The 23,113-nt window shown below is 66.2% G+C and carries 17 protein-coding genes, 1 tRNA gene, 1 other RNA gene and 1 pseudogene; 10 read left to right on the top strand and 10 right to left on the bottom strand.

The window, feature by feature from the left end; all coding sequences use genetic code 11:
• Positions 1-74: 74 nt before the first annotated feature.
• From cysK to F8O08_RS00640, 4 genes and pseudogenes are all read left to right on the top strand, one after another.
• Positions 75-1,010 carry a cysteine synthase A gene (cysK, locus tag F8O08_RS00625; protein ID WP_158042309.1) on the top strand — a complete coding sequence of 312 codons (936 nt, stop codon included), beginning with the start codon at positions 75-77 and terminating at the stop codon, positions 1,008-1,010.
• An 81-nt stretch (positions 1,011-1,091) separates the two neighbouring features.
• Positions 1,092-1,619, top strand: a pseudogene (epsC, locus tag F8O08_RS00630) (serine O-acetyltransferase EpsC); the annotation flags it as partial.
• A 219-nt stretch (positions 1,620-1,838) separates the two neighbouring features.
• Complete coding sequence (locus tag F8O08_RS00635) at positions 1,839-3,119, top strand: hypothetical protein (protein WP_158042310.1); 1,281 nt, start codon at positions 1,839-1,841, stop codon at positions 3,117-3,119.
• Between the two features lie 3 nt (positions 3,120-3,122).
• Complete coding sequence (locus F8O08_RS00640) at positions 3,123-4,061, top strand: lipid II:glycine glycyltransferase FemX (protein WP_158038580.1); 939 nt, start codon at positions 3,123-3,125, stop codon at positions 4,059-4,061.
• A 41-nt stretch (positions 4,062-4,102) separates the two neighbouring features.
• Here the strand turns inward: F8O08_RS00640 and F8O08_RS00645 are convergent, their stop codons facing one another.
• Positions 4,103-4,582 (bottom strand): acyl-CoA thioesterase, encoded by a 480-nt coding sequence (locus tag F8O08_RS00645; RefSeq protein WP_225733497.1) that lies wholly within the window; start codon positions 4,580-4,582, stop codon positions 4,103-4,105.
• A 287-nt stretch (positions 4,583-4,869) separates the two neighbouring features.
• Here F8O08_RS00645 and F8O08_RS00650 point away from each other — a divergent pair, with 287 nt between their 5' ends.
• Genes F8O08_RS00650 through dcd form a run of 4 tightly spaced genes read left to right on the top strand, consistent with a single transcriptional unit; the run spans position 4,870 to position 10,665 of the window.
• Positions 4,870-5,919 carry an enoyl-CoA hydratase/isomerase family protein gene (locus F8O08_RS00650; protein ID WP_158042312.1) on the top strand — a complete coding sequence of 350 codons (1,050 nt, stop codon included), beginning with the start codon at positions 4,870-4,872 and terminating at the stop codon, positions 5,917-5,919.
• A gap of 38 nt (positions 5,920-5,957) precedes the next feature.
• Entirely contained in the window at positions 5,958-8,684 is a 2,727-nt protein-coding gene (locus F8O08_RS10770) for an energy-coupling factor transporter ATPase (RefSeq protein ID WP_192497674.1), read from the top strand.
• A gap of 46 nt (positions 8,685-8,730) precedes the next feature.
• A complete protein-coding gene (gene chrA / locus F8O08_RS00660) occupies positions 8,731-10,017 on the top strand; it encodes a chromate efflux transporter (protein WP_158042313.1) in 1,287 nt (428 codons plus the stop codon).
• Positions 10,018-10,059: 42 nt separating this feature from the next.
• Complete coding sequence (dcd, locus tag F8O08_RS00665) at positions 10,060-10,665, top strand: dCTP deaminase (RefSeq protein WP_158038575.1); 606 nt, start codon at positions 10,060-10,062, stop codon at positions 10,663-10,665.
• A 43-nt stretch (positions 10,666-10,708) separates the two neighbouring features.
• Here dcd and F8O08_RS00670 read toward each other — a convergent pair whose 3' ends face one another.
• The 5 genes from F8O08_RS00670 to F8O08_RS00690 all read right to left on the bottom strand — a co-directional run bounded on the left by F8O08_RS00670 (position 10,709) and on the right by F8O08_RS00690 (position 16,828).
• Positions 10,709-10,972: an isoaspartyl peptidase/L-asparaginase gene (locus tag F8O08_RS00670; RefSeq protein ID WP_158038574.1), complete on the bottom strand. Its 264-nt coding sequence runs from the start codon at positions 10,970-10,972 to the stop codon at positions 10,709-10,711.
• Positions 10,973-11,429: 457 nt separating this feature from the next.
• Positions 11,430-12,776 (bottom strand): MFS transporter, encoded by a 1,347-nt coding sequence (locus F8O08_RS00675; protein ID WP_225733482.1) that lies wholly within the window; start codon positions 12,774-12,776, stop codon positions 11,430-11,432.
• Positions 12,777-12,895: 119 nt separating this feature from the next.
• Positions 12,896-14,380 (bottom strand): malate:quinone oxidoreductase, encoded by a 1,485-nt coding sequence (locus F8O08_RS00680; protein WP_225733481.1) that lies wholly within the window; start codon positions 14,378-14,380, stop codon positions 12,896-12,898.
• Between the two features lie 106 nt (positions 14,381-14,486).
• Positions 14,487-15,566, bottom strand: coding sequence for an aspartate-semialdehyde dehydrogenase (locus F8O08_RS00685; protein WP_158038573.1), 1,080 nt, complete (start codon positions 15,564-15,566; stop codon positions 14,487-14,489).
• Positions 15,563-16,828, bottom strand: a complete 1,266-nt coding sequence (locus F8O08_RS00690; protein WP_158030637.1) for an aspartate kinase — start codon at positions 16,826-16,828, stop codon at positions 15,563-15,565. Before F8O08_RS00690 ends, F8O08_RS00685 begins: the two co-directional genes overlap by 4 nt.
• A 219-nt stretch (positions 16,829-17,047) precedes the next feature.
• Between F8O08_RS00690 and F8O08_RS00695 the strand changes: the two genes are divergently transcribed.
• A complete protein-coding gene (locus tag F8O08_RS00695; protein ID WP_192497675.1) occupies positions 17,048-18,409 on the top strand; it encodes a glycosyltransferase family 2 protein in 1,362 nt (453 codons plus the stop codon).
• A 46-nt stretch (positions 18,410-18,455) separates the two neighbouring features.
• Positions 18,456-19,649: a non-hydrolyzing UDP-N-acetylglucosamine 2-epimerase gene (gene wecB / locus F8O08_RS00700; protein ID WP_158042315.1), complete on the top strand. Its 1,194-nt coding sequence runs from the start codon at positions 18,456-18,458 to the stop codon at positions 19,647-19,649.
• A 95-nt stretch (positions 19,650-19,744) separates the two neighbouring features.
• On the opposite strand, the gene recR is transcribed toward wecB, so the two are convergent.
• The 4 genes from recR to F8O08_RS00720 form a co-directional block, all read right to left on the bottom strand.
• On the bottom strand, positions 19,745-20,332 hold the full coding sequence (gene recR / locus F8O08_RS00705) for a recombination mediator RecR (RefSeq protein WP_158042316.1): 588 nt from the start codon (positions 20,330-20,332) through the stop codon (positions 19,745-19,747).
• 54 nt (positions 20,333-20,386) lie between these two features.
• Positions 20,387-22,591, bottom strand: coding sequence for a DNA polymerase III subunit gamma and tau (locus F8O08_RS00710; RefSeq protein ID WP_158042317.1), 2,205 nt, complete (start codon positions 22,589-22,591; stop codon positions 20,387-20,389).
• A 111-nt stretch (positions 22,592-22,702) separates the two neighbouring features.
• Positions 22,703-22,799, bottom strand: an RNA gene (gene ffs / locus F8O08_RS00715) — signal recognition particle sRNA small type.
• A gap of 16 nt (positions 22,800-22,815) precedes the next feature.
• Positions 22,816-22,900: transfer RNA gene (locus F8O08_RS00720), tRNA-Ser, on the bottom strand.
• Positions 22,901-23,113 lie beyond the last annotated feature (213 nt).

Genomic DNA, 23,113 nt, shown 5'->3' on the forward strand with positions numbered 1-23,113 from the left:
CCGCAGGCGCTCGATAGTCTGCGAGAGGCGCGCCGTTCGGCGTGTGCGAAGAGACCGGCGGAAGGCATCACGACATGGCTGAGATCCACGACAGCATCCTCTCTACAATCGGCAACACCCCACTGGTGCGCCTGCACAGGCTGCCGGGCGACAGCGCTGCCGACGTGCTCGCCAAAGTCGAGTTCACCAACCCCGCAGGCAGCGTCAAAGACCGCCTCGCCTCGGCGATCGTCGAGGCCGCCGAACGCAGCGGCGAGCTGAAACCCGGTGGCACCATCGTCGAGGGCACCAGCGGCAACACGGGCATCGGCCTGGCATTCGTCGGCGCTGCCAAGGGCTACCATGTCGTTCTCACGATGCCTGAGACCATGTCGGTCGAGCGCCGCGTGCTCGCTCGTGCCTACGGTGCCGAGATCGTGCTCACGCCCGGCTCCGAGGGCATGAAAGGTGCTGTCGCAAAGGCCAAGGAGCTCGTCGAGCAGAGCGACAACGCCATTCTTGCGAGCCAGTTCGCCAACCCTGCGAACGCCGCCGTGCACCGTGCGACCACCGGCCCCGAGATCGTCGAGGCGACCAAGGGGCGCGTCGACTACTTCATCGCAGGCATCGGCACGGGCGGCACGCTGACCGGCGCAGGCCAGATCATCAAGGCAGCCAACCCTGAGGCCAAGGTGATCGGCGTCGAGCCCAGCGATTCGCCGATTCTCAACGGCGGAAAGCCCGGGCCGCACAAGATTCAGGGCATCGGAGCGAACTTCGTGCCCGATGTGCTCGACACCGAGCTCTACGACGAGATCATCGACGTGGAGTTCTCCGACGCCACGGCGACCGCACGCGCGCTGGCCAGCGAGGAGGGCATCCTCGCCGGTATCTCGGCGGGGGCCGCGACATGGGCGGCGCTCGAGGTGGCCAAGCGTCCCGAGGCTGCGGGCAAGACCATCGTGGTGATCATCCCCGACTTCGGGGAGCGCTACCTGTCGACGTCGCTCTACAGCGACCTGGTCGACTGAGTCGATGCGAAGATGCCGGTCGTGACCGGTGCTGCGTCTGCCGAGTCGATTGACCAGGTCGACGGCACAGCAGATAGAGTCGTGGGCGTGTTCAGCAGACTTCGCGAAGACATCGACAACGCTCGTCGACACGATCCTGCGGCGCGGTCCGCGGCCGGCATCTTCTTTCTCTATTCGGGCCTGCACGCGATCTGGAACCATCGTCTCGCCCATTGGCTGTGGAACCATCACGCGAAGGGGCCTGCGCGGTTCGTCTCACAGCTGAGCCGTTTTCTCACCGGTGTCGAGATTCATCCTGGCGCACGCATCGGGCGTCGCTTCTTCATCGATCACGGCATGGGCGTGGTCATCGGCGAGACGGCTGAGGTCGGCGATGACGTGATGATCTATCACGGGGTGACTCTCGGCGGCACCAGCCTGGCAGCCGAGAAGCGGCACCCGACCATCGGCGATCATGTGCTGATCGGCGCGGGCGCCAAGGTGCTCGGGCCGGTGACCATCGGCTCGCACTCGTCGATCGGAGCCAACGCCGTCGTCGTCAAGGGCGCACCGCCCGACTCGCTGCTGGTCGGCATTCCGGCCAAACCGCGCCCGCGTCCGCAGACCCGACCGCGAGACGAGGGGAGTCTGCGCGACGGGCTCGGCGCGGCATCCGCGCACCGGGCCACGACCGACGGGCTCACCGGCGCAGCGACGGGGTCGGGCCGTTCGTCGGCGAATGTCGAACCCGAAGACATGGAGCAGTTCCGCGACCCGGCGATGTACATCTGAACGGTCAGACCCCTCGGTTAGACTGGTCACCGCCATCGTGGCGACCGGGAGGCAGGGATGAATTCGAATCAGACGGCTGCGAGACGACTGCAGCCAGTCATCGTCGGCGGAGACATCGGGGTGTACGCACTCGTCCGCTCGTTCCATGAGACTTATGGTGTGCGCTCAATCGTTCTCGCCGAGGCTGAGACCGGCGCAGTGGGGCAATCTTCGATCATCGACCTGCGCATCATCACGGTCGGGCAGCATCCCGAGAGACTCATCGACGCCCTGGTGGCCTGCGCACGTGAACAGCAGGAGGCGTCAGGCGCCGACCAGGTCGACTTGGTGCTGCTGACGAACTCGGACTGGTATGCACGGCTCTTGGTCGGCGCTCGCGACGAGCTTGAGAACGCCGGCTACAAGCTGCCGTTTCCGTCGCTGCAGACCTTCGAAGAGGTCTCGGACAAGCAGCAGTTCGCGCGGATCGCAGGCGAGGTCGGCATGCGTGTGCCCACCACTCAGACCATTGACTTCTCACCGGCCGACGACGCCGGTTGGCAGCCGGAGGCGGTGACTCTGCGCTACCCTCTCGTCTGCAAGCCGGCGGTCAGCTCGTATTGGCAGACAATGTCGTTCGACGGCAAGAAGAAGATCTACTTCGTCGAGACTGCGGAGCAGCTCGAACGACTCTGGCAGACCCTGCGCACGGGCGGCTTCCGCGGCGAGTTCCTCGTTCAGGAGCTCGTTCCCGGCGACGACACGACCCAACGGTCGGTGACCGCCTACGTCGACGGCGAGGGCCGGGTCACGATGCTCTCTGGCGCACGGGTGCTTCTGGAAGACCACACCCCGGCAGGCATGGGCATCCCCGCCGCGATGATCAGCGATCGCGACGACGAACTGCTCGACCAGGCCAGACGGTTTCTCGAGCACGTGGACTATCACGGCTTCGCGAACTTCGACGCCAAGATCGACCCGCGTGACGGCAGCGCGGTCTTCTTCGAGGTGAACCCGCGCATCGGTCGCAACAACTACTACGTGAGCGCCGGCGGCACGAGTCCCGCTGCCGCCGTCGTCCGTGACGTCATCGCCGGTGAGTCCCCGCAGAGCCCAGACGTCGTCTCGCAACGGGTGCTGTACACGACAGTGCCGACAGGTCTGTTGCTGAAGTATCTGACGGGGGCACAGTCTGAGGAGGTACGGCGGCTGCTGCGCACGAAACAGGTGGTCGAACCGTTGAAGTATCCTCGGGTGGAACGCTCGCTGAGGCGAGGGCTCTACCTGATGCTCGCGTCGGCCAACCAGCGGCGCAAGTATCGCAAGTATTACCCCGAGACGACTGAGACCGGATTCTGAACCATGACACATGTACTGCAGTCAGCTGCTTGGGCGGCCTTTCAGCGCAGCGAGGGCGTGAACGGCCTCACCGCTGCCGGGAACGACTGGAGCGTGAGCGGTCTGGTCGAGACCGGGCCAATGAGGACTCGGCGTGTGTACGCCCCCTACGGCCCCAGCTTCGCTTCGGCAGAAGGCCTCGACGCGGGGCTCGAGGCGCTCGAGAGTCAGAGCCGAAGCCGCGGCGCCGTCTTCGTGCGCGTCGAGCCGGTCGGCGTCGACGAGCAGGCCGAATCCGACGCGAAGCAGGTCTTGACGCGTCGCGGCTATCACCGCGTGCATCATGTGCAGCCCGAAGACACCTGGCGGCTGGATCTCTCGGTCGGTCATGATGCGATTCTGAAAGGCATCCGGGGCGGGCAGCGGCGCGCCTATCAGTCGGCCGAACGACATGGCGTGGTCGTGCGGGCTTCGACCGATCCGCACGACGTGCGTCTGCTGACCGATCTCATGGGGCAGGTCTCCGAGCGCAAAGACATTCATCTGCGCGACGCCGAGTACATCGCCGATCAGGCGGCCGCCCTGATGCCGTCGGGCACGGCCAAGCTGTATCTGGCCACCGTCGACGGCGCCATCGCCGCTGCCTCACTGGCCTATGACCACGGAGACACCCGTTACTACGCACATGCTGGTGCCGATTATCAGTACCGCAAACAGGCAGCGAACGTAGTGCTGCTCGTGCAGATGATCCTCGACGCCCAGGCAGACGGCAAGAAGTGGTTCGACTTCTATGGGATCGCGCCGGACGACGCGCCCGCGGATCACCCGTGGCAGGGATTCACCAAGTTCAAGAAGTCATTCGGCGGCCAGGCGCGGCACTACCTCGGCACCTGGGAGAAGCCCGTGAGGCCTCTGCACTACTGGATCTATGAGACAGGGCGAAAGCTGATCGCACACAAGTAGCGGCAACCCGGCGGGATCGCCGTCTCGTCAGCAGCTCAGCCCTACTGATCCAGATCGACTGAGTGCGCGTCTTCGGGATGAATGACCGGGAGCACTTCGGTGATGGGTGCGCGGGGGATCGACCCGCCGGTGCGCTTGGGGATGCGGTCGCGCAGATACGTGATCTCGGTGTAGCCATGGGGGGCAGGCTTGCCGTCGGGGCCGAGGTTCACGAACACGATCTCGTTGATGGTGAGAATCGTCTTGCGCGTGATCATGTTGCGCACGATGCAGCTCATCGTCAGCGAGGTGCGGCCGAACTTCGTGGCGACCAGACCCATCTCGATCAGATCGCCCTGCCAGGCGCTCGAGACGAAGTTGATCTCGGAGTAGAACTTCGTGACACAGCGTTCGTTGCCGAGCTGCACGATCGCATATATGGCGGCTTCTTCGTCGATCCATTTCAGCAGCGACCCGCCGAAGAGCGTGCCGTTCGCGTTGAGATCCTCGGGGCGTACCCAGCGGCGGGTGTAGAAGTTCATGTGATGGCGGTTGCCCAGCGGGCGATCGTCGTAGTGCTCGGCGTCGTGGGCGTCGAAGGCAGCGCCGGTGCCGCCTCGCCGCGAGGAGGCGTCGTGGTCGGGAGTGTGTGCGTTCATGCGGTTAAACCTAGCCCACACACGTGACGTTCGGATGAAGTCGTGAGCGCTGCACGAGCATCGACGGACGCCGCGGTGAGACAGCGGCGTTGAGCCGGGGCATGCCGGTGAGCGTATATCATCATCGGCTGGTGCAGCGCTTCTCGGCAGCACGTGCTTAAATCGGGGTCATGAGCACTGTTCAGACGACACAGACAGATGTGCTGACCACTGTGCGCGGCCGCCTCGGCGAGATCCTGCTCAACCGTGAACGGGCCATCAATGCGCTGACCGCCGACATGATCGCGACCATTCACAGCCAGCTTGACGCATGGATCGACGACGACCGGGTGCAGGCGGTGCTGATTCGCGGTGCCGGTGCGCGAGGCCTGTGCTCCGGTGCAGACATCCGAGCGCTCTCGCAGGCATCCGCCTTCGAACGCTACGACTTCTTCGAGGCCGAGTACTCGCTCGACCTCTGCATCGCACGGTATCCCAAACCCGTCGTCGCCTTCATGGACGGCATCACGATGGGGGCGGGCGTCGGCATCAGCGTGCACAGCGCGTTCCCAGTGGTGACCGAGCGCTCACGGGTGGCGATGCCCGAGGTGCGCATCGGGCTGATGCCCGACGTCGGCGCCACCTGGCTGCTGGCCAGGGCTCCCGGGCGGCTCGGCCACCTGCTGGCGTACACCGCCGGAGAGATGACCGGAGCAGATGCGATGGCGATGGGCTTTGCCGGCCACTTCGTACCGAGCGACTACCTTGGCGACGTCGTCGACGGTCTGATCGCCGGCGTCGGAAGCGGTGACGAGGCAGTCGAGAACACGCGTCGAATCATCGGCGCCTCGGCGGTCGAGCCGCCGGCATCGGTGCTCGTGCGCAACCAGGCCGGCATCGACGAGGCCTTCGCCGACCCGTCGCCGTCGAAGGTGATCGCCGCGCTGCACGACCACGGCGAAGACTCCGCCGACGAGGCAGCCGATCTGATCGCCGGCATGTGCCCGTTCTCGCTGATCGTGACCGAGAGGGCGCTGCGACTGGCAGCCGAGAGCACGCTTGAGCAGGTGTTCGAGACCGATCTGCGGCTGTGCGCCGGTCTGACGGCTCGGCCCGACTTCCGCGAGGGCGTGCGGGCCCAGGTCATCGACAAAGATCGCAACCCCGTCTGGAACCCGTCTCGTCTCATCGACGTCGACCAGGCCGACATCGATGCGCTCTTCGGAGACGCCGAGAGCTGACACTTGTGCGCAGCGGCCGGCGCTGCGACCATTGAGACATGTGTGCCCGGTCCTCCCCGTTCGTCGGGGGCGAGACCATCGTGCAGGTGCACGACCTCGGCGTCACATACCCGCAGCGCGCACAGGCTGCGCCTGACGGCGTCACCTTCGATCTGCATACCGCAGAGGTGGCCCTGCTGCTCGGGCCCTCCGGTGCGGGAAAGTCCACACTGGCGCTCACGCTAGACGGCCTGATTCCGCATGAAGTGTCGGCCACGGTCACCGGCTCGGTCACTGTGTCGGGCACAGACGTCGCCGGTGCTCGTGTCGCGCAGATCGCCACCGACGTGGCGATGGTCTTTCAGGATTCAGACGCGCAGATCGTCGCCGCCACCGTGCTCGACGAGGTCTGCTTCGGACTCGAAAACCTGCAGCGACCTCGTGCAGAGATCCTGGTCGCCGCAGAGAGCGCGCTGCGTCGCGTAGACCTGTGGGATCGCCGCCGCGACGACCCGGGCGACCTCAGCGGGGGAGGCCGGCAGCGGCTGGCCATCGCCTGCGCCCTGGCGCTCGGCTCACCGGTGATCGTGCTCGATGAGCCCACCGCAAACCTCGACCCGCAGGGCGTGGTCGACGTCTACGCGCTGCTGCGTGAGATCGCCGCTGAACGCACCCACGGCATCCTGCTGATCGAGCACAACCTCGACGAGGCGATGAGCATCGTCGACCGGGTGATCGTGCTCGACGCGGTCGGACGCGTGCGATTTGACGGGCCCGCACGCAGCGTCTTCGAGGCCCATGCCGACGAGATCGACCGACTGGGCGTCTGGCTGCCCGTCTCGACGGTGGCCGGTCGACGGCTCGGGCTGCGGCCGCTGCCGCTGACTCCGGCCGAGCTGACGGCCGCGGTGGATGCCGGGGTCGCCTCCGGCGCGCTGCCGGCAGAGCCGAGTGCGGCGTCGCAAACGGTGGAGACCCGCACTGCCGTCGGCGAAGACGCGGCCGCCGCCGGCGTGGCACTCGACGTGCGGCATCTGAGCGTACATGCTCGCGAACGTGACGAGCCGCTCGTCGACGACGTGTCGCTGCAGGTGCCCCACGGCTCGCTGGTGGCGATCGTCGGCCGCAACGGCGCAGGCAAGACGACGCTGCTGCACCGCATGGCCGGAGTGGTGTCGCCGCCGAAGGGCAGCGTGCGGATATATTCCGATCGGGGAATGCTCGATGTGGCGACGGCCTCACCCCGGAGACTCGCGCGTGAAGTGGGCTTCGTCTTCCAGAACCCGGAGCATCAGTTCATCACCCCCACGGTGCGCGAGGAACTCGCTCATGGCCTGCATCTGCAGGGACTCGACGAGCCCACGATCGCAGCGCGAGTCGACGCAATGCTGCGACGCCTCGGGCTCGAAGACCTCTGCGAGATGCACCCGTATCTGCTCTCGGGCGGGCAGAAACGCCGCCTCTCGGTGGGCACCGCGCTGATCACCGGTGCTCCCGTGCTCTGTCTGGACGAACCCACCTACGGGCAGGATCAGGCCAGGGCGGCCGAACTCGTCGCGCTGCTGGGCGAACTCGTCGATGCGGGCTCGACCGTGGTGATCGTGACCCATGACATGCAGCTCGTGACAGAGCAGGCGACCCACGTCGCGGTCATGAACGACGGTCGGCTCGAGGCCTTCGGCCCGACCGCCGAGGTGCTGGCCGGTGATGCGTTCGAACGTGCGGGTCTGCTGCGACCGCCGCTGGCACGAGCCATGGCCGCAGTGCGCGCTCCGGGCTGGCACATGGTCGCCAGGCTGCAGCAGCTCGAGCAGCTGCAGACAGGGCCGACCGGCAGGAACGGGCTCTCGCTGCCGGCAGCGGCGAGAATCAGCCGATCATCGTCGGGCCCGTCGCTGCCAGACGAGGCGACCACGGCATCCGCCGAACGACGGCCGCGACGACGGCCGCGGCCGCGACCGACCACGACCAGCATGTTCGACCCGGCCGTTCCGGCGAGCGAGCGACCCCGCTGGGCGCCGCTGGCCACACTCAACCCGGTGGCGAAGCTGATCGCGATGCTGCCGCTGACCGTCGTCGCCCTCGCCCTGCACGACATCGGTGCGCTGCTCGGCATGCTGACCGTGGTGCTGCTCGTCGTCATCGTCGGATCCGGTGCGGGCTGGCGGCGGCTGACCGCGGTGATCGGCGGCATCGTGGTGGGCGTCTCGGCGCTCTCGATCAGCGTGGGGCTGTGGATGGATCCCACCAAAGCCGAGCAGCAGCAGACGCTCTGGCAGATCGGCGACTGGCGGTTCACCACCGGCATGTGGCTGATCGGCCTGGGCGTCACCCTGCGCGTCGGCACGGTGGCGGCGCTCGGCATGCTGCCGGGGCTGACGGCGACCGGCGTCGACACGATTCGGGCGCTGGTGCGGCGGCTGCACGTGCCCTATCGGCTGGGCTACACGGCGCTCGCCGCCTACCGTTTCGTACCGCGCTTCGGGCAGGAGCTGGAGCAGATCAGGCGGGCGCATCGGGTGCGCGGCGTCTCGAACGGTCGCGGGCCGATCGCCGTGCTGCGTCGGGCGGCCGGGTATGCGCTGCCCCTGCTGGCCAGCGGCATCCGCCATGCCGAGCGCGTCGCCCTGTCGATGGATGCGCGCGCATTCGGTGCGGGATCTTCGCGCACCGAGCGATATGAGATTCCGTGGCGCACCCGCGACTTGACGTTCGTCGTCGGGTTCTGGGCGCTCGTCGTGGCCGGGCTGCTGACCGGCGCCGTGCTGCTGCCGATCTCGGTGTGAGCGGATCGTTCAGCGGGCGTTCATCTGCGTGTCGCACGATGCTGCGGTGAGCCCTGACGCCTGTGACTTCGACGCCGACCGCCCTGCTGCTGATGACTCGTCGTCTGACGACGCTGCCTCTGGTCACGCGCCCGCTCGCTCGACAGCTGAAGGCGGCGTCTGGGAGGTCGCTTGGGCGTTTCTGCGCCTTGGGCTGACCTCATTCGGCGGCCCGGTCGCGCACCTCGGGTACTTTCGCGCCGACCTCGTCGAGCGCAGACGGTGGGTCAGCGATCGCGAATACGCCGATCTCGTCACGCTCTGTCAGTTTCTGCCCGGGCCGGCGAGCAGCCAGGTCGGCTTCGCATTGGGCGTGCGGCGTGCGGGGCTGCTCGGGGGCCTCGCGGCATTCGTGGGCTTCACGCTGCCCTCGGCTGCGCTGATGATCGCCTTCGCCTTCGGCGCACAGTGGTTCACGGGGCCGCTGGGCGCTGGGCTGCTCTCGGGGCTGAAGATCGTGGCTGTCGCGATCGTGGCTCAGGCCGTGATGGGCATGGCCCGGTCGCTGCTCGTCGACCGCCGAACCGTGGGCGTGGCGGTCGCGGCGACAGGATGTGCGCTGCTGCTGGCCGGGTCGCTCGGGCAGATCGTGGCGCTGGCGATGGGCGCCGTCACAGGGATGCTGTGGTGCCGTGACGCGGTGCGCACGACATCGACGGTGGGCGGGCTGCGTCTGTCGCGCCGTCTTGGGGCGGGCTGCCTGGTGATCTTCGCCCTGCTCTTCGTGCTCGGCCCAGTGGTCGCCATCACGACTGGGTCGGCCGCAGTGTCGCTCTTCGACGTCTTCTACCGGTCGGGTGCCCTGGTGTTCGGAGGGGGCCACGTCGTGCTGCCGCTGCTGCAGGCCGGTGTGGTCGACCCGGGGTGGGTCGACGGGCAGCAGTTTCTCGCCGGCTACGGTGCCGCGCAGGCCGTGCCGGGTCCCCTCTTCACCTTTGCCGGCTATCTGGGAGCGATCTCGTCGTTCGGCCCTGGCGGCGTGGTCGGCGGTGTGATCGCGCTGTCGGGCGTCTTCCTGCCGGGCATGCTGCTGGTGCTCGGTGTGATTCCGTTCTGGGATCGCCTGCGCACCCGTGCCTGGGCGGCCGGTCTGATGCGCGGTGCCAGCGCAGCAGTGGTCGGCATCCTCGCTGCCGCGCTCTACAGCCCGGTCTTCATCACCGGGGTGACCGGCCCGACCTCGTTCGTGCTCGCGCTGGTCTGCTTCGCACTGCTGATGACGTGGAAGACCCCGGCGTGGGCCGTGGTGATTCTGGGCGCAGTCGGGGGCATCCTGCTCCAGGCGATCGGCTGATCGGTGGAGAGCGATGGGGAATGCGCCGTCTACACTGGTGACATGCTGCTTTCCGATCGCGACATTCGCCGTCAACTTGCCGAAGGGCGCATCAAACTCGAGCCCAGCGAAGACAAACTGGTGCAGCCTGCGAGCGTGGATGTGCGTCTCGATCGATACTTCCGTCTGTTCGACAATCACAAATATCCAGTGATCGACCCGGCCGAGGAACAGTCAGAGCTGACCCGGCTGATCGAGGTCGATCGTGACGAGCCGTTCGTGCTGCACCCCGGCGAGTTCGTGCTGGGGGCGACATTCGAGCAGGTCACCCTGCCGAACGACATCGCCGCCCGGCTGGAGGGCAAGAGTTCGCTGGGCCGTCTCGGGCTGCTGACGCATTCGACGGCCGGTTTCGTCGACCCCGGGTTCAGCGGCCACGTGACGCTCGAGCTGTCGAACATGGCGACGCTGCCGATCAAGCTGTGGCCGGGCATGAAAGTCGGACAGCTCTGCTTCTTCAGGCTGTCGAGCGAGGTGGAGCACCCGTACGGCTCCAAGAGCTACGGGTCGCACTACCAGGGACAGCGTGGGCCGACGGCGTCGCGGTCATGGCTGAACTTCTCGCGCATCGACGTCAGCACGACCGATGCAGGTTCGCTCGGCGCCTGAGGTACTGCCAAGTCACTTGGTGCGAGCGGCTTGGCCCCCGAGGTCACTCGTCGTCGAGTGAGTCGTCAAGATCGTCGCCCTCGTCCTCTTCGGCATCGCGAGCCAGTTCGGCATCGACCGCCTGAATCAGGTCGTCTGGGTCGTCGGTGAGCAGCTCCTGGAAAGTGTCGTTGTCTTCCATCGCCTCAAGACCGGCCTCAATCGCGTCATCGACCGTCGAACCCTCGTCGACGGCGTTCCAGAGCACCTGCTTGTACCGGTGCAGGGCGTTCTCGACGGCTTCATCGTTGGCGTAGTTCTCAGTCATGCTCACATTCTTCCACCTCGTGGGCCGCTGAGCGCAAACGGCATGGTCGGCGGGCATGGCGTGGCGCACACGGTCACGGTCCCTGTGATCCAGTCATGCCAAATGTCGCTTGTCAGCCCCCACGACGCCCGGCTGGGGCATCCAGTCATGCCAAATGTCAGCTACAACAATCGAGACATGGAACTTGGTATGTCTGGATGCGTGGGGGCGACATTTGGCATGTCTAGATGTGAGGGAGACGACATCTGCCATGTCTGGATGCCGGTCGGGGCCGGTGTCCGTCAACCATGAACTCTGAATCGTGAACTCTGAACTCTGAACCGTGAACCGTGAACCGTGAACCGTGAATTCTGAATTCTGAACGCTGAACGCTGAACGCTGAACGCTGAACGCTGAACGCTGAACGCACCTGCACCTGACGCTGGCGGGCTCCCGACTGCCGGGGCATCCCGAGTGGTCAGGCCAGACGCTGCCGTCGCGGTCGCAGATCGAGCCCGAACGACACAGACATGAACACCATGCCGCCGAGGGTCAGCCAGATGCCCAGCTGCAGCGTCGACAGATAGCCGGCGCCGGATGCCACCACGAGCCCGCCTAAGAACGCACCGATCGAGTTGGCCATGTTGAACGCCGCGTGATGGCTGGCCGCCGCGATCGTCTCGCTGCCCGGTGCGACCTGCATGAGCCTCGACTGGGCGGCCGGCCCGAGCATCGAAGACCCAATGCCCATGAGAAACACGAACGCGAAGAGCATCAAGAAGCTGCCGGTGTACTTCAGCCCCAAGACGAACTGACCGGCGAACATCAGCACGAGCATCAGCGCGAACGACGCGAGGATCGTGAAGAAGATGCTGCGGTCGCCGAAGCGCCCACCGAGGATGTTGCCCAACGTCATGCCCAACCCGGTGACCACCAGCACCGCAGGCACCCACACCGGCTCGATGCCGGCGACCTCTGTGGCGATCGGCGAGATGTAGCTGTAGAACGCGAACCATCCGCCGAACCCGACGGCACCCATGCCGATCGTCAGCCACACCTGCACACGGCGATAGGCACTGAACTCGGTCGAAAGACTGGCATCCGGATTGCCCCGGTCGCTGGGCACGAAGACGGCGATGCAGGCGAATGTGAGCGTGAACGTCGCCGCCACCACGAGATATGCCGAGCGCCATGAGGTCTGCTGCCCGAGAAACGTGCCCAGCGGCACGCCGATCACGTTGGCCACCGTGAGGCCGCCGAGCACGAACGCGCCTCCGCGCGACTGCGCTCCCGGGCCGATCAGTCGCGCGGCGATGATCGACGCCACCCCGAAGTAGACCCCGTGCGGCAGGCCCGAGAGAAAACGCGCGATCGCGACCTGCCCGAGCGTGGTGAGCAGTGCGACGGCAAGATTCGAGAGCACGAGCCAGGTCAGCACCACCAGCAGCAGACGCTTCTTCGGCCAGCGGGCCGTGAGCCCGGTGATCAGCGGAGCCCCAACCACGACGCCGGCCGCATACGCCGAGATGAGATGTCCCGCGCTCGCGTTCGCGGCCTCGGGGTCGCTGGCGGCGAGATCGGGCAGCAGGCCCTCGGCCAGCTGCGGCAGGATGCCCATGGTGACGAACTCGGTCATGCCGATTCCGAACCCGCCGAGGGCCAGCGAGAGCAGGGCGATGGTGCGCATCGGCCCGCTGAGCACACGGGTGTGCATGGGGATGTCGAACGCACCGGTCGTGGTCGGCGGCTCTGACGGCAGGGGAGCCTCTCCAGCGCGTTTTTGGGCGTCTGGGTTCTCAGAGAAGTTTGGGGGTGTGGAAGTCACCCGCCAAGTGTAGACCGTCGCTGTTACAGGTGTGGAAACGGAACAGACGAGACGGGGGCGGCGCGGATGTGCATCGCGGGCCGCCCCCGTCGGACGTGCTGAGAGACTGCGGTCAGGGGCTACGCAGTGAGTCCGAGCACCTCCGCCGTCGACGCGAACGTCTTCGCCGCCAGATCTGCGTCATCGCTCAGGTTCGTGCCGTAGGTGGGCACGAGGGTCTTGATCTGCTCGGCCCAGGCGCCGTCGAACTCAGACGGGAACGCCTGCTTCAGCAGTTTGAGCATGATCGGCACTGCCGTCGAGGCGCCCGGCGAAGCCCCGAGCAGGCCGGCGATCGAGCCGTCTGACGATGCCACGACCTCGGTACCGAACTGGAGCACGCCGCCTTTGCCCTTCTTCTTGATCACCTGCACCCGCTGGCCGGCCACGATGAGCTCCCAATCGTCGCCGTTCACCTCGGGGTAGAACTGGCGCAGGGCCTCGACACGTTTGGTGTGATTCTGCGCGACCTCGCCGACGAGGTACTTCACCAAGTCGAAGTTGTGCAGGCCGACGTCGATCATGGGCACCATGTTGCCGAAGCGAATCGAGCCGGGCAGATCGGTCCAGGAGCCGCTCTTCAGAAACTTCGGAGACCAGCCCGCGTACGGGCCGAACATCAGATGCTGCTCGCCGTTGACGTAGCGGGTGTCAAGGTGGGGCACCGACATCGGCGGTGCGCCCACAGCAGCCTGACCGTAGACTTTGGCGTGATGTCGCTTGGCGATCTCTGGGGTCTTGGCCCGCAGGAACTCACCGCTGATCGGGAACCCTCCGAAGCCGGCGATCTCGGGGATGCCGCTCTTCTGCAGCAGGTGCAGGGCACCGCCGCCGGCCCCGATGAAGACGAACTTCGCGGTGAACGTCTCGGTTGCACCGTTGCCGCGGTTCTTGACCTTGAGCGACCAACGGCCGTCGCCCCGACGCTGGACGTCGCGAACCTCGGCGTTGTACGTGATCGAGGTGTCGCGCTCGGCGGCGAACCTGAGCAGGCTCTTGGTCAGTGCGCCGAAGTCGACGTCGGTGCCGGCCTCGGTGCGCGTCGCAGCGACCTGCTGTTCGCCGTCGCGGCCCTTGATCAGCAGGGGCGCCCACTGCTGGATGGTGCGCTTGTTGCCGGTGAACTCCATGCCCTGGAACAGCGGGTGGTCTTTCAGCGCCTCATAGCGTGCCTTCAGAAAGTCGCTGTGCTCTTTGCCCATGACAAAGCTCATGTGCGGCACGGTGTGGATGAAACGGTCGGCCTCGAGGTGGCCTTCGTTCACGAGATGCGCCCAGAACTGGCGCGAAAGCTGGAACTGCTCGTTGACGTTGACGGCCTTGTCGATGCTGACGGTGCCGTCTGCGGCCTGCGGTGTGTAGTTCAGCTCGCACAGCGCCGAGTGGCCGGTACCCGCATTGTGCCACGGGTCTGAGCTCTCACGCCCAGCGCCGGGCAGGCGCTCGAACACCTCGATCGACCAATCGGGCTGCAGAATCTTCAGGAAGGTGGCGAGCGTTGCGCTCATGATGCCCGCCCCGACGAGAATCACGTCGCGGTCGTTGCGGGAAAGCGGTGTAGTCACTGACGGGTCTCCAGTTTCACTTCGGCCTCGTGCCGGCCTCTTCGCCGACGGGGTGTCGAGCACGCCGACACCTCATCCATCATAGCGCCGGGTCAAATCGCGCTGCTCAGGCGCCGAAGCGCTCGTCGGCGATCAGTTCGCCGATCTGCACGGTGTTGAGGGCCGCGCCCTTGCGCAGGTTGTCGTTGGTGACGAAGAGCACGAGGCCACGGTCGTCGTCGACGGTCTGATCCTGCCGAATGCGACCCACGAAGCTCGGGTCCGCTCCGGCGGCCTGCAGCGGGGTCGGCACCGCGCTCAGCTCGACGGCAGGCGCGGCTGCCAGAACGCGCTCGGCATCCGCTGGTGAGATCGGGCGTTCGAACTCGGCATGAATCGAGAGCGCATGGCCTGTGAACACCGGCACGCGCACGCAGGTGCCCGCCACACGCAGCTCGGGCAGCTCGAGGATCTTCCGGCTCTCGTTGCGCAGCTTCTGCTCTTCGTCGGTCTCGAGCGAGCCGTCGTCGACGAGGTTGCCGGCCAGCGGCACGACATCGAAGGCGATCGGCGCGACGTACTTCTGAGGTGTCGGAAACTCCACCGAGTCGCCGTCGAAGGTGAGCTGGCGGAAGTCCTGCTTCACCACGGCCTCGACCTGCGAAGCGAGCTCTTCGACGCCGCCGAGACCGGAGCCCGACACCGCCTGGTAGGTGCTCACGACGAGCTTCTTGAGCCCGGCCGCATCGTGCAGCGGCTTGAGCACCGGCATGGCCGCCATGGTCGTGCAGTTGGGGTTCGCGATGATGCCCTTGCGCAGCCCAGCCAGCGCATGCGGGTTCACCTCGCGCACGATCAGCGGCACATCCGGATCGCCACGCCAGGCCGATGAGTTGTCGACCACGATCGCACCGGCGGCTGCGAACTTCGGCGCGTACTCGCGTGACGCCGCGCCGCCTGCCGAGAAGAGCGCCAGATCGATGCCGGCGAGATCGTCGGCGGATGCAATGGTCACGTCTTCGACGATGATCTCGCGGTCGCGCCAGGTCAGGGTCTTGCCGGCAGAGCGTGGTGACGAGAAGAAGCGCAGCTGATCGACCGGGAAGTCGCGTTCGTCGAGCAGGCGTCGGATGACACCGCCGACCTGGCCGGTCGCGCCGACCACGGCGACGTTCAGCGGGCGGGTGGGATGTGTGTAGGTGCTCATCGTCCTGTTCCTCCGTAGACCACGGCCTCGCCGTTGGCGTCAAGGCCGAAAGCGGTGTGCACGGCGCGCACGGCCTCGTCGAGGCTGTCGAGCCGGGTGACCACTGACACGCGAATGTCACTGGTCGAGATCATCTCGATGTTGATGTCGTTGTCAGCCAGCGCAGAGAAGAAGCGAGCCGAGACACCGGGATGCGTTCGCATCCCCGCGCCGACGATTGCCAGTTTCGCGATCTGGTCGTCGTACTGGATCGACTCGAAGCCGAGCGCCTCCTGATGACGACGCAGCGATGCGACCACCCGGGGGCCGTCGCCGGTCGGCAGGGTGAAAGAGATGTCTGTGCGACCAGTCGCCGCGGCCGAGATGTTCTGCACGATCATGTCGATGCTGGTGCCCTCGTCAGAGACGACCTTGAAGAGGTCGGCGGCGCGACCGATCTTGTCGGGAACCCCGATGACGGTGATCTTCGCCTCGTCTTTGTCAGTGGCGACTCCGGTGATGATGGGTGCTTCCACGGTCTCTCCCTCTTCGGGCTCGGCGACGATGGTGCCGGCCTTGTTGCTGAACGACGAACGCACGTGCAGGGTCACGTGATGACGGCGGGCGAACTCCACGGCGCGAATGTAGAGCACCTTCGCGCCCGACGAGGCGAGTTCGAGCATCTCTTCACTGGTGACGAAGTCGAGTTTGTGCGCGGTGGGCACGACGCGCGGGTCTGCGGTGAAGACGCCGTCGACATCGGTGTAGATCTCGCAGACGTCGGCGTGCATGGCCGCGGCCAGCGCGACGGCGGTGGTGTCCGAGCCGCCTCGACCGAGCGTGGTGATGTCGCCGGTGCTGCGGTTGAACCCCTGGAAGCCGGCGACGATGGCGATGGCCCCGTCTTCGATGGCTTCGAACACGCGCTTGGGCGTGACGTCGACGATGCTGGCGTTGCCGTGAATGGCGTCGGTGACCAGGCCGGCCTGCGACCCGGTGAACGACCGGGCCTCCTGCCCGAGGGCGATGATGGCCATCGCGAGCAACGACATCGAGATGCGCTCGCCGGCGGTGAGCAGCATGTCGAGCTCGCGGCCGCTGGGAGTGACCGAGACCTCGTGTGCGAGGTCGATGAGCTCGTCGGTGGTGTCACCCATGGCGCTGACGACGACGACGACGTCGTTGCCGGCCTTCTTCGTCTCGACGATGCGCTTGGCGACGCGCTTGATGCCCGTTGCGTCCGAGACGGATGATCCCCCGAACTTCTGTACGACGAGTGCCACGCGGTCTTCCCTGCCTTGTCTGAGTCTGCGGTGGCCGAGATCTCTGCGCGCAGCGCCGTCGAGGCCCCACGCGTCGGATGACTGCCGAACTCCAGTCTAACCGGTGCTGCACGCCCACGGCAGGGTGGGTCGTCGCACACGACTTTCTCATACTGAGCAACTATTGTGATGAGGGGCATGACACCTGTGCCCCGAGAACATCGACGAGGCGGTGCCGAAATGTCGCAGCTGGAGTCACTGCGTGACATTCTTGTCGCGATCAACCCCTTCAGCGGGCTGCCTCCGATTCTTCAGACGGTCTACTGGGTGGTCTTCGTCACGATTCTGATATCGATCCTCTCGGAGCTGTGGCTGATGGCCAAGGGGGCTCGGGCGACCTCGCGCCACGGCTCTTCAGGGCCGGCCCAGGCGACCGACGACTATCTCTGGGTGTTCGTCGTCCCCGCACTCAACGAGGAGACCACCATTCGCGACTCGGTCACGCGGCTGCAGGCGGTCGACGTGCGGCACCGACGCATCCTCGTGGTCAACGACGGGTCAGAGGACGGCACAGGCGCGGTGCTCGACGAGATCACCTCGGCCTCTGACGACGTGCTGGTACTGACCAGAAGACCACCGAGTGCCCGCCAAGGGAAGGCAGCAGCGCTCAACGCGGCCTACCGCCATCTGCTGGCCGAGCGCAGTGACCCGACCTCGTCTCTCGCGCAGTTCGACGAGGCGCACACCGTCATCGTCATCGTCGACGCCGACGGTCGTCTGGAGCCTGACGCTCCCCGGGCGGTGACTCCTCATTTCGACGACGCGCGTGTCGGCGGCGTGCAGGTGCTCGTGCGCATCTACAACCGCGCTCGTGTGCTGCCCTGGGTGCAGGATCTGGAGTTCGCCGTCTTCGGCTGGGTCTATCAACGCGGCCGTTCGGCGCTCGACACCGCCAACATGGGCGGAAACGGGCAGTTCAACCGTCTGAGCGCTCTGCAGTCGATCGCCGACGAGTGCGGCCCGTGGCGCAACCGTCTGACCGAAGACCAGGATCTCGGCGTGCGTCTTCTGGAACAGGGATGGAAAGGGCGCCAGGAGAACTCGACGTGGGTGTCGCAGCAGGGGCTGTCTTCGCTTCGCCGACTCTACCGACAGCGTGTGCGCTGGTCTCAGGGCACTTGGCAGGCGCTTCGCCTGATCGCCCAGCCGCGCACCGGCATGAGGCCGCTCGCACGTGCCGACCAGATCTGGTATCTGCTCACCCCATGCACCCAGGCGCTCGTCGGAGCCACCGTCGCGCTCAGCGTCGTCTACGTCGCCATCGACATCGAGCATCTGCACATCGCAGTGATCACGGGGGTCATGTTCTATCTCATGTCATTCGCGCCCGGCGTGGCCGCCATGCTCGCCTCGCTTCGTGGAAACGGCCCGTGGCGAGTGCTGCTGGCCATCGCGCTGGCGCATTGCTTCGTGATCTACAGCTGGATAATCTATCCGGTGGTGTATCAGGCCGCCCTGCGGCAGCTGCTGCACAGACAGTCCTGGTCGAAGACGGCGAGAGAGCCGATCGACGACGACCCCGCGCTCAGTCTGTCCGTCTGACCGCGCCCTGGACGAGGCATCAGCCATCGAAAGGAATCCTCTCGCCATGACGCAGCCCGACCCGACGACAGTGACAGCGACTGCAGCGGCAGCTGACCATCCGCTGCGCGTCTGGGTGATCTACGGCACGCGGCCCGAAGGCATCAAAGTCGCCCCGCTCGTCCACGTGCTCGAACGTTCGCCGCTCTTCGCACCAGTCGCGATCTCGACGAAACAGCACCGAGAGATGCTCGAGCAGGTCAACGAGGTGCTCGATCTGCACCCGGCGCTGACAGACCATCTTGACGTGTTCCAGCACGGGCAGGGCGTGAACGAGCTGTTGAGCAAGGTCATCGCCGGGGTAGACAGACTCATCGTCGAGGCGCCGGAACCGCCTGACTGCATCGTCGTTCAGGGCGATACGACAACGGCGGCGGGCACCGCGATCGCAGCCTTCAACAGGGATGTGCCTCTGGTGCACATGGAGGCCGGGCTGCGCAGCTGGGACATCCGCTCGCCTTTTCCAGAAGAGGCCAACCGGCGCCTGATCTCGCTCGTGGCATCGCTGCACCTGGCCCCCTCAGAGCGCGCGAGACACAACCTGCTGGGGGAGCGGATCCCAGCTGACCGCGTGATCGTCACCGGCAACACCGTGATCGATGCGCTGAAGTACATCACAGCCAAGGATCTGCCCGTCACAGACCCGCGGCTGCGAGCCCTGCTGGACAGCGGGCGCCCGTACATTCTGGTGACCACGCATCGCCGCGAGAACTGGGGCGAACCTCTGCGGCACATCGGGGCGGCGCTCGCGGCGCTGGCAGCGGCGCATCCTGAGATCGACATTTTCATTCCGCTGCACGGCAATCCGATGATTCATGCCACGCTTGCACCCTTCATCGACAGCTGCGAGAACATCATCGTCACCACGCCGCTCAGCTATCCCGATTTCGTGCACGCGATGAGCCGAGCCCATGTCATCCTCAGTGACTCTGGAGGGGTGCAGGAGGAGGCGCCGACCTTCGGCGTGCCGGTACTGCTGCTGCGCGAGACGACTGAACGCCCCTCGGCGGTGGCCTCGGGCGCGGTTCGGCTCGTCGGCACAGATCGCGACCGCATCGTGGCCGAGACCGAGCAGCTGCTGACCGATTCGCAGGCGTGGGCGAGGATGGCCCATGCTTCGAACCCCTATGGCGACGGGCACGCAGCCGAACTCTCGGCGGCTGCACTTGCCGACCTGCTCACTCGCACACGAAGCGAGTGAGCCAGTCGACGACTCTCGCCTCCGGCGACAGGCGGTGAGACGGACGTCTGCGCTGCGCGCTCACGAGGCCTGTGTGTGGCCGGGGCCTTGATGCGTCAGCGTCGCCCCTCGAACGCGCGGCCGAGCGTGATCTCGTCTGCATATTCGAGATCGCCGCCCACGGGCAGGCCGGAGGCGAGTCTGGTCACTGAGATGTCGAGGTAGCTGAGCTGCCGGGAGAGATAGGTGGCCGTGGCCTCGCCTTCGAGATTGGGGTCGGTCGCGATGATGACCTCTTGCACGGTGCCGTCGGCGAGCCGAGGCATCAGGCTCGTGATGCGCAGCTGATCGGGGCCGACGCCGTCGATCGGGCTGATCGCGCCGCCGAGCACATGATAGAGACCGTGAAACTCGTGGGTGCGCTCGATCGCGGCCACGTCTTTGGGCTCTTCGACGACGCAGATCACCGTCTGGTCACGTCGAGCGTCGCTGCAGATGCTGCAGACGTCGGTCTCGGTGAGGTTGCCGCAGATGCTGCAGAAATGCACATGCTCGCGCACGGCCGCGAGCGTCTGCGCGAGCTTGGTCGGATTGTAGTGCTCGTCCTGCACGACAAAGAACGCGATGCGCTGGGCAGACTTCGGGCCGATGCCGGGCAGCTGCCCCAGCTCGTCGATCAGATCCTGGATCAGACCTTCGTACATGTGCTCCTACTGTTCGTGCTTCGTGACAGGTGACTCCCGGCGCGTGGCGGGCGCTCAGCGCTCGTCGATCGGCTTCGCATGCAGCATCTGGCGAATCACGGCTTCGCCATACTGCGCTCGGTGGTGTGGGGTGGTCGACTGCTGCGTCGGTGCAGGAGGCGGGGTGGGCGGTTCGGCCGACTGCGGGGTCTCGGAATCGAGATCGTCCGGGGCAGGAGCACCACCGTACTCGTCTTCGGGAGGTTCGGGCGGGAGCTCTTCTGGCCAAGGAGCGTCGGCGGCAGCGGAGGCGGGCTGCGGAGTGGTCGACGGCGGGGCCGAAGGCTCTGCGGAGTTCTTCGCTGGCGCCGTCGCTGTTGAGGGTGATGCGGCTGTATCGCCCGCTGTCGGACTCGTCGGCTCTGCAGGGGCAGACCCGGGGGTGCCGGCGTCGCGAGGGACGGGACTGCCGGTCACCTGCGGGGCGGGTCGGGTGCTGCCGCTGTGCGCGATGAAACGCATCCGGATGCCGAAGATCTGCTGCAGCGCATCGCGTACGCCGTCTGCGGCCGGGTTCGACCCGGTGCGGCTGCCGCGGAAGCTCTCGGCGTCTGTCGACGAAGCGAAGCTCAGAGTCAGGACGTCGTCGTGGAAAGCCACCGGTTTGGCATTAATCGCAACGATCCAAGCGCGACGGTTCGTACCCTCCAAATGCGCGAGCACCTGATCCCAACTGGCTCGAATCTGATCGAGCGTGAGCACAGTTGCCGGTGCGCTCGGCTGCTGCTGGGCGGTCGTGCTCTCGCCAGAGGCAGGGGCGGCAGCGCCGGCTGGGGGAGCCGGCGGCGTCGTCGAGGGCGCGGGAGCGCTGGCCGGGGCTGAGGTCTTGCCCGCTGGGCTCTCGGACGGAGCGGGGGAAAGCCGGGCTGGCCCCTTCGGTTGCTCGGCACTCTGCGCTGGCACCGACTGTCGGGCTGCAGGCTGAGCCTCGGCCTGTGCCGCAGGCTGCGGGGCAGTCTCCTGCCCCGGCTGCGCCCTCTGAGGTGCTGCGGGCTCTGGCGAAGCAGTCTGTGGTGCACCTCCACGATTGCTCGGGGCACCATTTGCGGCGGCACCCTGCACGCCGATGCGGCGTTCGAGGCGGTCGATGCGGCTCAGGGCGCCGAGCTCGTTCGCATCGGCGGCTGGGACGAGCAGTCGTGCGCACATGAGTTCGAGCTGCATCCTCGGGCTCGTGGTGCCCGCCATCGTGTTCAGCGTGTGATTGACGATGTCTGCAGCGCGCGACAGCTCGGCCGTGCCGAACTCGCGAGCCTGGCGCTGCAGCACATCGAGCTCGTCTTGGCTCGTGCCGCGCAGAATCGCCTGCGCCTGGTCAGGGGCGGCCTGCACGACGATGAGATCGCGCAGTCGTTCGAGCACGTCTTCGGCAAAGCGCTTCGGATCCTGACCTGTCTGCACCACCTTGTCGACGCTGAGGAACAGCTGCTCGGCCTGCTGCCGCCCGATGGCGTCGATCACCTCGGCGAGCAGATCGCCGGGCGTGTAGCCGAGGAGTCCGATGGTGCGTGCATACGAGATCGTGCCGGTCTCAGAGCCCGCGATGAGCTGGTCGACCACCGACAGGGTGTCACGCACCGAACCGCCGCCCGCACGCACGGCCAGAGGCAGCACGCCGGGCTCAGCCGAGACATCCTCGGCAGACAGGATCTTCTCGAGAAACGGCAGCATCGTGGCAGGGGGCACCAGCCGGAAGGGATAGTGGTGCGTGCGCGACCGGATCGTGCCGATGACCTTCTCTGGCTCGGTGGTCGCGAAGATGAACTTCACATGCTCCGGCGGCTCTTCGACGAGCTTCAGCAGCGCATTGAAGCCGGCTGCCGTGACCATATGGGCCTCGTCGATGATGAAGACTTTGTATCGGTCACGGGCCGGGGCGAACACGGCGCGCTCGCGAAGGTCGCGGGCGTCGTCGACGCCACCATGACTGGCCGCGTCGATCTCGATGACGTCGAGTGAGCCGGACCCGCCGGTCGCGAGTTCGCGGCAGCTGGCGCATTCGCCGCATGGGGTGTCGGTGGGGCCCTGCTCGCAGTTCAGGCAACGGGCCAGAATGCGTGCCGACGTGGTCTTGCCGCAGCCGCGCGGGCCGGAGAAGAGATAGGCATGGTTCACACGATTCGTGCGCAGCGCGGTGGACAGGGGAGCCGTCACCTGCTCCTGACCGATCAGGTCGGCGAAGGTGTCTGGGCGATAGCGTCGATAGAGTGCGGTGACCACGTGTCAAGAGTACCCGTCGGGTACGACACGAACGGTGGATGCAGTACATCTGTGAGCGAACACGCGCACGTCGTACTGGTGTGCAGAGACGAGGGCCGGTGTGCTGAGAAAAGAAAAGACTCCTCGCGCACCCGACAGAGCCCGGTTACCCTTGCTGCGTTTCCGCCCTGGGGGAATTGGCCTGGATGTCGTCACACGAGGAGCCGACTGCAACATTAGCACAGCGGAGGATAGGGGATTCGAACCCCTGAGGGCTTGCACCCAACTCGCTTTCCAAGCGAGCGCCATAGGCCACTAGGCGAATCCTCCAGGCGTCGCGCATCCGAAGACGGCAACTCTGCGAGTATACCCAATAGCCATACCCCGTGAATGACAGCTGTCAAGGCGGGGTGATTCTTGGGGTGAATTCTTCCAGAAACCGACTTCTGTTGGAGAACCGCTGCCTATTCTCATGCACAGTGCGTCTGCCCTCTCCGCAGCCGATGGATTCGGACAGTGAGGGCGCCTTGGCGTGCACGGGGA

The organism is Pseudoclavibacter sp. CFCC 13611 (genome assembly GCF_008831225.1).
Classification (GTDB): domain Bacteria; phylum Actinomycetota; class Actinomycetes; order Actinomycetales; family Microbacteriaceae; genus Pseudoclavibacter_A.